This window comes from Rothia sp. 110740021-2, from assembly GCF_054263775.1.
The window spans coordinates 126,135-139,571 of record NZ_JBSZFE010000003.1 but is presented as its reverse complement, the minus strand read 5'-3'; the positions used below and the strand labels follow the sequence as shown (position 1 = coordinate 139,571).

The following is a 13,437-nucleotide window of genomic DNA, read 5'->3' as shown; positions in this document are numbered from 1 at the left end:
GCACAGCAGATTCCACGATACATCTCCAGTAGATCCTGCGACACATCTTTCAGCTGCATCTTTCAGCGAGACTCACCCCAGCTTCATCCAATCCCCCCGAGCCCATAAAAATGTGCCTCGTAAAGCAATCACCCCGCAGAGTGCACCTATATGAAAATGTTAACTCCAGGGAATACAATAAACCGGCTTGTCAGATACATATTTTTCTCTCTGTGCAGATATTTGCACAATAATGACGACATAGAAATATAAAGATTTGATAAACCTCTGGCGATTGACAAGGAGAGATGAAATCCAGCTGAAAATACCCCTGAATTGGCTTGAAGCCCCATCTTTGAGCACCGTAGTATAGAGGGCGTGAGGTCACTTCCGGACCTTGCACGGGGCCGCTTCCGGGCCCCAGACGTAGAGTTACCGCACATTACAGTACCGATAAACCGGATAGAGATCCAAAGGGGGATCCAGTATCCGCAACGATGAACCGCGCACGGCACTCCATGCACTTGGCATAGGTACCACAACCGTCGCTCTCGTCTGTGCGGTTGGACCCGCAGCACAGGCACAGCAGATGGCACACCTGCAGAAGGCAATGACTGCTGACCAGCAGCTCAAACTAATTCTGTGCCGCCTAGAGCATGTTCCTGCCTGTTTGAAGTATGCGAAGCCTGGATCCTCCAACCGCGGTAATAGCGGCATCGAGAGCGCACTGGGCAACCTGGCCACCGTCCAGGGCGCTGACGCAGGCCGTCAGATTGCAAGAGCCAAGGCCACTGTCCGCAAGTCTGATGGACGTGCCCACGCAGCCCCCCTTGGTGTTATTGCCTGCGTTATCAGTATTGCAAAGTTTGTCATTCAGCTGGGTATCGCCATGTACAAGCTTATTAGGGCACTCGTTAACGCCTTCAAGCAGTGGAAGACCTTCAAGAACATCGTGAAAGCTTTCATTTCTGGTGAGGCTCGCAAGAAGCTGGGTACCGAAACTGAAACCATACTCAAGGTCATTTTGGGCATTGAAGACGTCCTCAAAAAGTGTGTATAGTCTACACACCGTACGGCCATGCACTTGTTGAGAGAGCTAATCTGGTGTTTCTTTAGCTTTCGAGACCCCGTGAAAGGGATACGCTGCACGTGGATTCTGCGTGGGCTCGCTGCGCGTCCGGGGTAGCCGGAGAGTATGTCCTCGAGTGTCTTCGGCACCTACTCAGCCCACCCACATGACCTCATGATACGGGGTGGGTTTCTTTAACCGCTCTTTCAGGCGAACGCTTCTCGATCTTTCCCCCTGACGTCCCCCCCATCTCCTTGTATATAGAGTCTCCTTATATATAGACAAAAATCGACCCCGCACCGACTAACGGTACGGGGTCGATTTCTATGCTCTAACGTACTACACGTATGGATTACTCACCGCGGGAGATGTTGATCATCTCGTCACGGTCCACGACCTTCACACGGGCGCGAGGCTCACCGGTTGCATCCTTAGATGCTGCGCCCAGTGCCTTCTCGTGATCATCCAGGCGGTGCCAGCCTTCCCAAGTGGTGTACTTGATGCCCTTAGAATCCAGGTATGCGCTGAATGCCTCTGCCTCCGGCTCGGGTGCGGTGTAGAGGTTCTCGCGATCCTCGAGCAGGTGGGTGATGGTCTCGAGTGCGTCAGACTTGGTGGAGCCAATTAGGCCGACGGGGCCGCGCTTAATCCAACCGGATGCGTACAGGCCGGGAACGACCTCGCCGTTCTCGTCCACGACGCGACCCTCAACGTTAGTGGTGACGCCGCGCTTGTCGTCGTAACCGATTTCGGGCAGTTCGGAACCGAAGTAACCGATTGCACGGTAGACAGCCTGTACGGGGTAGTCCACGTACTCGCCGGTGCCGACAATGCCGCCGTTGCCGTCGAGCTTGTTGCGCTCCATGCGCAGGCCCACGACCTTGCCGTCTTCGCCGAGGATCTCGTGCGGGGACTGCAGGAAGTGTAGGTGCAGGCGGCGGGATGCGGTCTGCTCGTTGGTCTTCTGGTCTTCCAGCCAGCCACGCAGGGTCTTCATCATAACCTTGGTCTGTGCGTTCTTCTCCATGGCCTCCTCGGAAGCCTCGTCAAACTGGAAGTCCTCTTCGTACAGGACGATATCCACGTCGCGGGAGTGTGCGAGTTCGCGCAGCTCAAGCGGGGTGAACTTCATCTGTGCGGGGCCGCGGCGACCGAAGACGTGCACGTCAGTTACGGGGGAAGCCTTCAGGCCCTCGTAGACGTTGTCGGGGATTTCGGTGACGAGCAGGTCGTCAGCGTGCTTGGAGAGGATGCGGGAGACGTCCAGGGCGACGTTACCGTTACCGAGCACTGCAACCTGCTCAGCTTCGAGCGGCCAGGTGCGGGGGTAGTCGGGGTGGCCGTCGTACCAGGAGACAAAGTCTGCTGCGCCGTAGGAGCCGTCCAGGTCGATGCCTTTAATATTCAGGGGTGCATCGAAAATCGCGCCGGTTGCGAAAATGATGGCGTCGTAGTGTTCACGCAGGTCGGCGAGGGTCAGGTCCTTGCCGTATTCGACATTGCCGAAGAAACGGATGTCGCCGCGGTCCAGGACCTTATGCAGCGCGGTAATGATCCCCTTGATGCGGGGGTGATCCGGTGCCACACCGTAACGAATCAGGCCGAAGGGGGCGGGGTAGCGGTCGAAGATGTCGATGGCGACCTCGACGGCGCCGGTGCGGACCTCTTCAGACTTGGTGAGGATGTCGGCGGTGTAAATACCGGCAGGACCTGCACCAATAACGGCGACGCGCAGGGGGCGTGCTGCTTCAGACACGAAAATCTTCCTTTCGAAGTTCACCATCCGACGCCCGGTGCGGCGCAAACAGACGGTGAGCTTAGTGTTCACTTCTTGCCTATTTTACCGGGGATTGACCGGTGTTCGGGGGCTTATAATGCTTTCGCATGCGACCCGAGACAAAGACTAAGGTTCGACCACTAGGAGGCGGGCACCGCCTCAAAGGCCACAACCAGTTCGTCGCGCTCACCGAAGCGGACCAGGTGGCGGTCCAGCACATCCGCCAGGCCAGTGGCCAACTCGTCGCTTTCGGCGCGTACCTCCATGATGAGGGCGCCTTCGGTTTCACGCAGATCGCCGTAGCCACGGAAAATGCCATCGCGGTTGAAAGTGAGGCGCAGACCGTCGGGCAGTTCTGCGGTGCCGAGCTTGCGGCCCATGTGAGAGCCGAGCTGCTTGATGTATCGGGCGGGGCGGTCGGTTGCTACGATGGCGCGCTGGCGTACCGGCAGGGATTCTGCTGCGGGGTAGCTTTCGGCGGGAATGGCGGTGTTTTCCTGCGGGGTTTCAGTCACGGCGGACTCCTTCTTATAGGTGCCGAAAAAGGCTCACCACACGGAACCCTGCATCCGGCGACGCATTGTGTCACCTTGAATATAGCAGGAACTTAGGGTCCGCTAACCTAATATGTCATCGCTGTTCGCGCAGGGGCGATAAACAACCGTTCTTTACGCACCTATCTCTTGAGCTTAATCTCAGCAGCAGCACCCAAATGTGCCGAAGTCACCGCATCATTCAAACGCTTAAAATCCGACCGGTCAGTGTACGTAATCGTCAAAACAGCCTTCTGCCCATCGCACAGAAGCGTCTGGGAGAATTCAACATTCTTCGCAGTCGAACGAATAGCATTAAGCTCTTCAGTCCGCGCAAGAGCTTGCTGCACATCCTCCGGTGAAGAAGCTGTTGCGCAAGCTGGTGTAGTGGTCGAATACTCATTCAGCCATGGTTCAAAAGCTCCGCCCCAGTACAGACCCAGAAGAGCACCAACAAACACCACGCAAGATACTAGAGCGCCCACCACTTTTCGCGGCAGATGCCGCAATCCATTTTTTCGAGGAGTATCGCCTCCTGAATTTTCTGGCACACGATCATACTCATCACGAGCTAGAGGGCTCCTTGTCGTCATGATTCATTCTCCTTCCGATGAGAATTTACGTTTACATCCGCCAATCCCGAATCGGGAATTCTGGTAGGGGTTTCAAGACGGCATAGCCTATCGCAGGCGGCCATCATATCCGCGTCATGAGTCGCCACGATAACTGTGGCTCCACGCCGAGCAGCAGAGCTCAAAAGCTCAACAACCAATGCCCGGTTCTCATCATCGAGACTTGCCGTCGGCTCATCCGCAAAAATGTAGCGCACACCCTTATGGATTGCCCGAGCAATGCCCACTCTCTGCTTCTCACCACCACTCAGCAGGGCAGCCGAAGTACGCTCCTTCTCTTCAAGACCAATGACGCTCAGAAGCTCGCGGCTCTCATCCGTAATACGAGCACGGCCAAAGGTCTTACGGTCAAGCAGAATATTCTCGATAACGCTCCATTCCTCAATAATTCCGTAATCCTGAAATACGAAGGAAGCTTCATCAGCCCAGAATGCAAGACGCTCCTTCTCACGAGCACGTTCCATATGGCGGCCCCCGATAACCACCTCGCCCTCGTGAGGTGGCATCAGCAGACCCAGAACATTCAAAAGCGTCGTCTTACCGCATCCGCTCGGACCCACGATTCCGGTTACTTCCCCCGCATATGTCTCAAAGTGGGGACTCTGGAGAATGGGCTGCCCCTGCGCATACACCACAATATTGCGGGAGGCGATAGTTACCTCAGGATGTTCCGCATTGTTAGAAGGATAAACAGTCTTTGTCATCGTTCACTCCTATACGTGACGACGGTGAACCGTCGCGGTGAAGATACGGTTAAAACTCAGTCTCAGCACCAACGCCAGAATAGTGCCGTACAACAGCGGCGCCGCCAACGCTGAAAAGGCGTACTCTGCTCCCTGCACCAGAAGAAGTACCAACGCCACAGCAGAGCAAAGGCCCACAATGCAGGCTTCCTTCAGAAGGTACCCACTAAAAATTGTTCTGAGAGGCAGACCAGCAGTACGTAAAACAAAATCATTACGAGCACGAGCCGCAAGAGTAATGTACGTATTAATTGCTGTTCCGATAATGAGCGCCGCACAGAGAATTGCTAGGCCCACAAGATGCGCAGCATACCGGTTACGTTCCAGCTGCGCGATGTAAAGGTGTTCCTCTCCCGCGCGGTCCACAGAAAGTAGGGTCTGCCCAATTTCCTCAGCGTTGTAGGCAGCCCGTACAGACGCAGGCTGAGAGACCATGATATTACCGGTAGTCAAGGCCGCAGAAATAAAGGAAGGTTGTAGATTCTGCGTCGCCGATTCGGTTACCACAAGAACAGGCTTTTTATAGTTCAGAAGCCGTGAATCCTGAGAGCTCAAAGCAGGCACCTTTACCCCCGACGAGTTGGTTTTATCCTCCACAGTGAGCAGAGTAAATCCGCGATCCTCCCGGTCTTTCTGGTGGAAAGAATACTCTGCACGCAAAGACTGAGATCCAGGGAAATTGCTATCCTCAACGTTCTTGAACGACGAGCCAAGACGTTGCTGCAGAAGGTCCACATACGCGCGGTTCACCATAAGAGCGCCGTCGTATCCACTGCCTTCCAAACCCTTAACGTTTTCCAACGCATAGGACAGAAGAACACCGTTCCGTGATTCAAGAGAACCTAAAGCACGCACTGTGGCCTGGTCGTAGGAGGCGAGCGCCTGTTCATCGCGTATCGTCGCTTCGGGCACGTTCACTCGTAAGGTGTACTGGTCAGACAGGAGAGACCAGCCAACCGCCGCGTCGCTCCTACCCAAACTCATTTGGGCGCTTGAGACCAGACCCGGAATAGTGCATGCCACTAAAACCACCACGGCATACTTAGCGATTGCACTCGGAACTGTAAAACGTCGATACGCCGGCTCCCTACGTCCCACAGCATTAATGCTCGGCCAAGTCATGAGGTTGATAAGTAGCAGAGCAACCAACATGAAGACGGTAAACACGGCAAAAATCAGCGCTGTAACCCCCAGCAGTTGAGGAAGATGCGCCACGCCATACACGAACCCCTCTACACATCCCATACACAATGCTGTTACCGCTGCAGGAGGTAGCGACAGGAGCAGGAGGTCTTGCGCATCCCTTAGCTGCAGGCGCCGCGGGGAGTATCCGTTCAGAAGCAGAATATTCTGAGTTCGCGAACGGACCGACAGCCACCCCATGATTGCGGTACAGAAGAGCACAGCCAGGCAAATAAGGCTCATCAGAGAGCCCGAAGAAGTAACTGCCCCGTACACAACACGCATCGGGTTAACGGAGGTAACTTTAACATCCATACCTTGTTCACGGGCAAGGTTTTCAAAAGCTCGCACAAATTCTTGACTACCCGCCAGAGCGTATTGGCCGTCAAGTGAGGAATCCCCCAGTGCTCGTGCCGGATACTTCTTTCCGTGCTTATCCGGGTCAAACCAATCGATAGTTTCACCGTCAGAGCTCAGTGAATTCGCCCCAAATACGTAGATGGATTTTCCGTGCCAGAAATCTTCGGGGTCGGCGACCACCTTGAGTAGCTGGGCACCATCGGCAGCGTAACGGTCCACCAGAGCGTCAAAGTTCTGAATCAGCTCAGACTTAGACTGTTGCGAAGCACGAAGAGAAAGCTGTGCTTGCGTATTGGTACCCAGAGGAGTCTGCGTCTCCAGGACGGAGATGAGGGCGCTACCCAGCAGAAAGGTCAGAACCGTGCACAGTACTGCGCACACTCTCAGAGCATTTTTCATCGTTGAACTCCGGTAACTGACGTAATTTTGTACAGTGGGCGGACGCTTTCACAGCGCCCGCCCACGTATCCGTTCAAATATCTACAGGTTTAGCAGACACGGTAGTAATAGGAAGGGTGGTAGTGCCAGAACAAGTTTCCCCAGACCCATTTCGATGCCCGAGCAGTTTCGCCAGCACGAGTATCTACGGAACGGACAGTCCCGAACGCAGTAGAAACAGTAGAACCATGACAACGATCATTATGGTGATAATCAGAGAAGGCGCGGTTACCGCCCCATTCAACCCCATAATTCCAATCGCCACCCTCATGCGGCTTCTAAGTACCGGCCAGGGCTGCTGTCCTGACACCAGTTGCAAGTGCTCCCGACATGGCGAGCACAGCGAGTGATTTCATGACTTTCATAGTCTTACCTTTCGGTAGAACTTTCCCCTTTGCAGGAGATATATTTTGCTCTTCCACCCTGTGTGTGGTAACGATATTAGCACTATAGTGAAGAAAATAATATAGTTTTTCAGAATATTTAGATTTAAAACATATATTTTTTTACTAGTCAGCGGATTTTAGAATTTTTACCTGCCTTATCAGGCTTCCTGAACGAAAGCTGGGAATTTCCTGGATTAACGCTTAGAGAAACTTTAACCGTAGAATATTCCGGTAACAACAGTGTCACCTCCCCAACACACCGGGAAGTGGCACTTTTTTATGCGGGATCGGAACCCCGAACCCCGCCCCTACGAGAGTATCTACGGATTTTCACGAATGTCCTCTGAGAACACCGCGGCTCCCCAGAACCCCAAGGCAGATGCCAAGGGCGCACTGGACCGTTACTTCAAAATCAGCGAACGTGGCTCCACCATCGCAGCGGAATTCCGAGGCGGCCTCGCCACCTTCTTCGCGATGAGCTACATTGTCGTGCTGAACCCCCTCATCATCGGCCTGGGTAAGGACGCATCCGGCAACGCCCTCGGCGTACCGCAGGTCGCAGCAATGACCGCACTGGTCGCAGGCGTCATGACCATCCTCATGGGCGTCATCGCCAAGCAGCCCTTCGCCATGGCGGCAGGTCTCGGCGTGAACGCGCTGCTGGCAACCACCATCGCCTCCACCCCGAACCTGACCTGGCCCGCAATCATGGGCCTGGTCGTATGGGCTGGTGTGCTGATGACCATCCTCGTGCTGACCGGCTTCCGCACCGCAGTGTTCAACGCGGTCCCCGAATCGCTCAAGGTCGCAATCGTCGTTGGTATCGGCTTCTTCATTGCCTTCATCGGCCTCGTCAACGCAGGTATCATCCGCCGCATGCCCGACGCAGCCGGCACCACCGTGCCCGTCTCCTTCGGCGTAAGCGGCCACCTGCTCGGTTGGCCCACCCTCGTCTTCCTCTTCGGCCTGTTCCTCACCATTGCGCTGTTCATCCGCAACGTGAAGGGTGCAATCCTCTACGGCGTGCTCGCCTCCACCGCCCTCTCCATCATCCTGGAGAAGGTCGTGCCCTCCGGCAGCTCGCTTCAGTCCCCCACCGGCTGGTCCCTGAACGTCCCCGTCTGGGACTCCAACACCAGCAAGCTGCCCGACTTCTCCCTGTTCGGCTCCGCTGACCTGTTTGGCGCCTTCGGCACCCTCGGCGGCATGGCTGCAGTTCTGCTGATTTTCACCATCCTCATCTCCGCATTCTTCGATGCAATGGGCACCTCCGTCGGTCTGGCAACCGAAGCAGGCACCATCAAGGATGGCCAGATTGAGAACGTTGACAAAGTCCTGCTCGTGGACGCCCTCGGCTCCGTAGTCGGCGGTGGCACTTCCTCCTCCTCCAGCCAGATTTTCGTGGAATCTGCAACCGGTATCGGCGCGGGCGCACGCACCGGCTTCGCAAACGTCGTCACCGGCGCACTCTTCCTCGTCGCAATCTTCCTGTCCCCGCTGGTCACCATCGTCCCCTTCGAGGCGGTTGCACCCGCAATGGTGTTCGTTGGCTTCCTGATGATCCGCCAGGCAGTGAACATTGACTGGAACGACTGGGGGCTGGGTATCCCCGCATTCATGACCATCATCTTCATGCCCCTCTCCTACTCCATCGCGGACGGTATCGGCGCAGGATTCATCTCCTACGTCTTCATCCGCCTGGTGCAGGGTCGCGGCAAGGACGTGCACTGGCTCATGTACGTGGTTTCTGCAGTGTTCCTCATCTTCTTCGCTAACGGCCTGATTACCGGCTGGATGCACTAAATACATCGGGTGCCTTACTCTCCACGCATGGAGGCGCAGGCACCATCGGGGCGGGGTATCAGCACCTTTGAGGTGCCGATACCCCGCCCTGCGCTATTCTTCCCCCGCTGCCGACCTAACTACAGGAGCGGGGAAACACCACATCACCGACTGAGCTGCCGCACACAACGCGTTTCAACGGCACAAGCTAGGAGGCGGCGCCTACAATGGTTGAACCATTGTAGGCGCCCAACCCCAGGATTTACCCGTGAGCTTTACCCGCGAAACTGGCGGCGCAACAGTACACACCGAACAACATCAACGGATCCTTATATGTCTGAACCTCAGAAGACGGCAGCGCCCACCAGCGCACTCGACCGCTACTTCAAGATTTCTGAACGCGGCTCCTCCATCGCCGCAGAATTCCGCGGTGGCCTCGCCGCATTCTTCGCCATGAGCTACATCGTGGTGCTGAACCCCCTCATCATCGGTACCGGCGCTGACGCATCCGAACGCATCCTCGGTATCGCACCCGTCGCAGCTGTGACCGCACTGGTTGCCGGTGTGATGACCATTCTCATGGGTGTTATCGCCAAGCAGCCCTTCGCGATGGCGGCTGGCCTGGGCGTGAACGCGCTGCTCGCCTCCACCATTGCCACCACCCCGAACCTGACCTGGGCAGACATCATGGGCCTGGTCGTTCTTGCCGGTCTAATCATGACCGTTCTGGTGCTCACCGGCTTCCGTACCGCGGTGTTTGAGGCGGTCCCCGAGTCACTCAAGACCGCGATTGTGGTCGGTATCGGCTTCTTCATTTCCTTTATCGGCCTGGTCGACTCCGGCATTATCCGCCGCATGCCCGACGCTGCAGGCTCCACCGTTCCGGTGACCCTCGGCGCGGGCGGTCACCTGCTCGGCTGGCCCACCCTCGTCTTCCTCTTCGGCCTGTTCCTCACCATCGCCCTGTTTATCCGCAACGTGAAGGGTGCAATCCTGTGGGGCGTGCTCGCCTCCACCGCCCTCTCCATCACCCTGGAGAAGGTCGTGCCCTCCGGTTCCGTGACGAAGGCGGCAACCGGCTGGTCCCTAAACGTGCCTTCCCTGGAGGATCTGAAGTTCACCACGCCGGACTTCTCCCTCATCGGTTCCGCTGACCTGTTCGGTGCGTTCACCCATATTGGCCCGCTGGCTGCTTCCCTGCTGGTGTTCACCATTCTGCTGTCGGTGTTCTTCGACGCGATGGGCGTTTCGGTCGGTCTTGCCGCCGAGGCTGGCACCATGAAGGACGGCAAGGTTGAGGACATCGACAAGGTCCTGCTTGTGGACGCTTTCGGCTCCGTTGTTGGTGGTGGCGCATCCGGTTCAGCGAACCAGATTTTCGTAGAGTCCGCTACCGGTATTGGTGCGGGTGCACGCACCGGTTTTGCGAATATTGTGACCGGTGTGCTGTTCCTACTGGCGATTTTTATCTCGCCGCTGGTCACCATCGTCCCCTTCGAGGCCGTTGCTCCAGCGCTGGTCGTGGTCGGCTTCCTGATGATCCGCCAGGCCGTGAACATTGACTGGACCGACTGGGGTCTGGGTATTCCGGCGTTCTTGACCATTATTTTCATGCCGCTGTCGTACTCGATTGCGAACGGTATTGGTGCCGGCTTCGTGGCGTACACCTTCATTCGTCTGGTGCAGGGCCGCGGCAAGGATGTGCACTGGCTGATGTACCTGGTCTCCGCGGTGTTCGTGATTTACTTCGGTATGGGCATCATTAACGGCTGGACTAGCTAAGTCCGACAGTCTACATATTTGCTGAGGGCAGGTTCCTGAGGCGGCTGAGAATGTAAGTTTTCAGGCTGCCGAAGGGCCTGCCTTTGGCGTATCTGGTTCACTCTTGCATGTTCCTTATCGCTCCTGGGCGCGAGAAAATCATGGCAGAATCATTCCGTTTTCGGTATGATTCTGCCATTTCTTCTACGCCCGCCTTCTACACGTACTAGAGGCAGGGAAAGCTACGAGACCTAGCGGACGTCACCATCCACATAGAACCAGGCGCCGCCCACCTTCTCAAAACGCGACAGCTCATGCATGCTGCCCTTCACCCGCTCCTCCGCAGGTGTGCCCGGCCCCGAACGGTAATACGCAACGAACTCCACCGTACCTGATGCATCAAACGGGCCACCCGAAGCACCCAGAATATCCAGGCGATACCAGCGGATATCATCCTCCAACTCCAAGGTGGCCGGGCGAGTACTCGGATGCCAGCTCGCTAGCAGATACGCCGCATTCCCGGTCGCAAACGCGGTAAAACGCGAGCGCATCAGCTGCTCCGGCGTGGGAGCAGTCAACGTGCCGGAGGCGACAAACTCGCCCAGGAACCTGCCGCAGCAGGCGCCGTACACCTCGCCGCTCGAACAGGGGCAGCGGTCATCATGGTTAAGTTCAACCTTGTTCAGTTCAATCATGCCAATCAGTATAAAGAAAGCACCGCGTCAAGAAGGTGCCCTGTATCAAGAAAACGGCGGCGGCACAGCACGAAGAAACGCCCGCTCCGCCTGGGATACACATCCCCAGCAGAACGGGCATTCTTGTTTTCAATCGTTAAGTTTGAGCGAACCTACACGGTGCGCATCAGCGACAACGCTTATTCAGCGATTGCGCGAGCCGGGGTGTCAGCTGCCGAAGGCTTACCCACATATGCGCCGCGGTACTTAGCAGCCGGGTGGCTGTCAGCAACCTTGGTGTGGCCCTTACCGAAGATGTTCTCACGCAGGGTGTTGCCCTCGTACTCGGTGCGGTAGCGGCCGCGCTTCTGCAGCTCGGGAACAACGTACTCGATAAAGTCCTCGAAGGAGCCCGGGGAGACGTGGTATGCCAGGTTGATGCCGTCCAGTCCGCCCTCGTCGATCCAGCGCTCCAGCTCGTCAGCAACCTGAACCGGGTCACCAACAATGACCTCGCCCATGCCACCGATGGTGGTGTGCTCAGCGATGTCCTTACGGGTCCACTTCTTATCCTTCGCCTGCAGGGTGAAGGGGGTCAGGAAGGACTGAATCGACTCGGTCTGCACGTAGTTCAGGATCTCGTCCTCGTCGAACTGGGACAGGTCAACACCGGACCAGCCGCCGATAATGGCCTGTGCAGATTCGAGGTTCACGTACTTCTTGTACTCCTCGTACTTTGCCTTTGCCTTCTCTTCAGTCTCATCCACGATGACCGAGAGCATTGCGAGGATCTTCACGTCGTCGCGGCTACGGCCCTGCTCCTCGGCAGCGGCACGAATACGGTCGGTCACAACGCGGGTCAGGTCCGGGCGCAGGGCGCTAATGAACACAGCCTCAGCGTGCTTACCGGAGAACTTCTGGCCGCGGCTGGATGCGCCAGCCTGGAAGATCACGGGGGTGCGCTGCGGGCTCGGCTCGGTCAGGGAGATGCCGGGCACGGAGAAGTACTTGCCCTTGTGGCCAATCGGGTGGACCTTGGAGGGGTCAGCGTAGATGCCGCGCTCGCGGTCCTTGACGACTGCGCCGTCTTCCCAGGAGCCTTCCCACAGCTTGTAGCAGACGTCCAGGAACTCGTCAGCAATTTCGTAGCGCTCGTCGTGCGGGATCTGGGTGGGCAGACCCTGGTTCTCAGCAGCCGAAGGCAGGTAAGAAGTCACCACGTTGAAGCCGACGCGACCCTCAGTGAGGTGGTCGAGGGAGGCGTAGCGGCGAGCCAGGGTGTAGGGCTGCTCGAAAGTAGCGGCAGCAGTCACGCCGAAGCCGAGGTGCTCGGTCACTGCAGCCATTGCAGAAATCTGGGTTGCGGGGTCATTCACGGGAACCTGAGCGGCACCCTCAATGGCGGGAGCGGCAGAGTTCTTGTACACGTCGTAGATGCCGACAACGTCAGCGATGAACACGGCGTCAAACAGGCCGCGCTCAAGGGTCTTAGCCAGGTCAGTCCAGTACTTGATGGTGTTGTACTCGGTTGCGCGGGAGCGCGGGTGACGCCAGAGGTCGAAGCTCTGGTGACCAATGCAGGTCATCTCGAATGCGTTAACTACGATGCGCTTCTTCTGCTCAGCCATCGATTTTCCTTTCGCGAATGATCGGGGACGATCGGGTTTGTACCCTGCACCCCGCGCGCCGCCTCCTGATGCCTTCTGCGTTCGGTGGTGGCCTTCGTGCAGGTGGCGCGTTCGCGCCGTACTTGCCTCTTTTCGTTGAGGCCAGATCATCATCTGGGGCACCCCGCTACGGGAGAGGGTTGCCGCCCGGCTAGCCAGAGCTTAGCGCCGGGACTCATAATCTCGTGGTTTGAGTGTACGGGGCGCGCAGGAGGGAGAGCACGTTTGTGACGAAAAAATATTTTTGTGACGCGCAACCGAAATATTTCGCGACAAATGCGAAATATACAGTCATAGAAATTCATACGCGCCCACTGGATTGATTGAGGCACGCCATAGCCCATAGGGTTGGAGGAGCAAACCATCCAGAGCGACTGAGAGACCTGGCTCCACGACGTCGCAGCAACCGGCACAGATTTTTTCGCCCCGGTGCTAACGCCAGGACCGATGGAAG

General features: G+C 56.8%; 10 protein-coding genes, 1 pseudogene and 2 riboswitches. Of the genes and pseudogenes, 3 read left to right on the top strand and 8 right to left on the bottom strand.

The window, feature by feature from the left end; genetic code table 11:
* The first annotated feature begins 568 nt into the window (after positions 1-568).
* Positions 569-1,039 carry a hypothetical protein gene (locus ACUXHH_RS07800; RefSeq protein WP_458391179.1) on the top strand — a complete coding sequence of 157 codons (471 nt, stop codon included), beginning with the start codon at positions 569-571 and terminating at the stop codon, positions 1,037-1,039.
* A 361-nt stretch (positions 1,040-1,400) separates the two neighbouring features.
* Here the strand turns inward: ACUXHH_RS07800 and ACUXHH_RS07795 are convergent, their stop codons facing one another.
* The 6 genes and pseudogenes from ACUXHH_RS07795 to ACUXHH_RS07770 form a co-directional block, all read right to left on the bottom strand.
* On the bottom strand, positions 1,401-2,831 hold the full coding sequence (locus ACUXHH_RS07795) for an FAD-dependent oxidoreductase (RefSeq protein ID WP_458391203.1): 1,431 nt from the start codon (positions 2,829-2,831) through the stop codon (positions 1,401-1,403).
* A gap of 134 nt (positions 2,832-2,965) precedes the next feature.
* Complete coding sequence (locus ACUXHH_RS07790; protein WP_279789581.1) at positions 2,966-3,340, bottom strand: DUF2218 domain-containing protein; 375 nt, start codon at positions 3,338-3,340, stop codon at positions 2,966-2,968.
* 161 nt (positions 3,341-3,501) lie between these two features.
* Positions 3,502-3,951, bottom strand: coding sequence for a hypothetical protein (locus tag ACUXHH_RS07785; protein ID WP_279754991.1), 450 nt, complete (start codon positions 3,949-3,951; stop codon positions 3,502-3,504).
* Entirely contained in the window at positions 3,948-4,694 is a 747-nt protein-coding gene (locus tag ACUXHH_RS07780; RefSeq protein ID WP_458391178.1) for an ABC transporter ATP-binding protein, read from the bottom strand. The genes ACUXHH_RS07785 and ACUXHH_RS07780 overlap by 4 nt, the downstream gene beginning before the upstream one ends.
* A gap of 9 nt (positions 4,695-4,703) precedes the next feature.
* Positions 4,704-6,656, bottom strand: coding sequence for a hypothetical protein (locus ACUXHH_RS07775; RefSeq protein WP_458391177.1), 1,953 nt, complete (start codon positions 6,654-6,656; stop codon positions 4,704-4,706).
* Between the two features lie 107 nt (positions 6,657-6,763).
* Positions 6,764-6,967 (bottom strand): annotated as a pseudogene (locus ACUXHH_RS07770) (lactococcin 972 family bacteriocin); the annotation flags it as partial.
* A gap of 468 nt (positions 6,968-7,435) precedes the next feature.
* Here ACUXHH_RS07770 and ACUXHH_RS07765 point away from each other — a divergent pair.
* Positions 7,436-8,902: an NCS2 family permease gene (locus ACUXHH_RS07765; protein ID WP_279741475.1), complete on the top strand. Its 1,467-nt coding sequence runs from the start codon at positions 7,436-7,438 to the stop codon at positions 8,900-8,902.
* Between the two features lie 312 nt (positions 8,903-9,214).
* Positions 9,215-10,663: an NCS2 family permease gene (locus ACUXHH_RS07760; protein ID WP_458391176.1), complete on the top strand. Its 1,449-nt coding sequence runs from the start codon at positions 9,215-9,217 to the stop codon at positions 10,661-10,663.
* Between the two features lie 230 nt (positions 10,664-10,893).
* On the opposite strand, the gene ACUXHH_RS07755 is transcribed toward ACUXHH_RS07760, so the two are convergent.
* Both ACUXHH_RS07755 and ACUXHH_RS07750 read right to left on the bottom strand, forming a co-directional pair.
* On the bottom strand, positions 10,894-11,337 hold the full coding sequence (locus ACUXHH_RS07755; RefSeq protein ID WP_279791247.1) for a YchJ family protein: 444 nt from the start codon (positions 11,335-11,337) through the stop codon (positions 10,894-10,896).
* A 179-nt stretch (positions 11,338-11,516) separates the two neighbouring features.
* The gene (locus ACUXHH_RS07750) at positions 11,517-12,944 is read right to left on the bottom strand and encodes an LLM class flavin-dependent oxidoreductase (RefSeq protein ID WP_279741478.1); all 1,428 of its coding nucleotides are present in this window, start codon (positions 12,942-12,944) and stop codon (positions 11,517-11,519) included.
* A gap of 113 nt (positions 12,945-13,057) precedes the next feature.
* Positions 13,058-13,166, bottom strand: a riboswitch (SAM riboswitch).
* Positions 13,167-13,341: 175 nt separating this feature from the next.
* Positions 13,342-13,437: riboswitch (SAM riboswitch) on the top strand.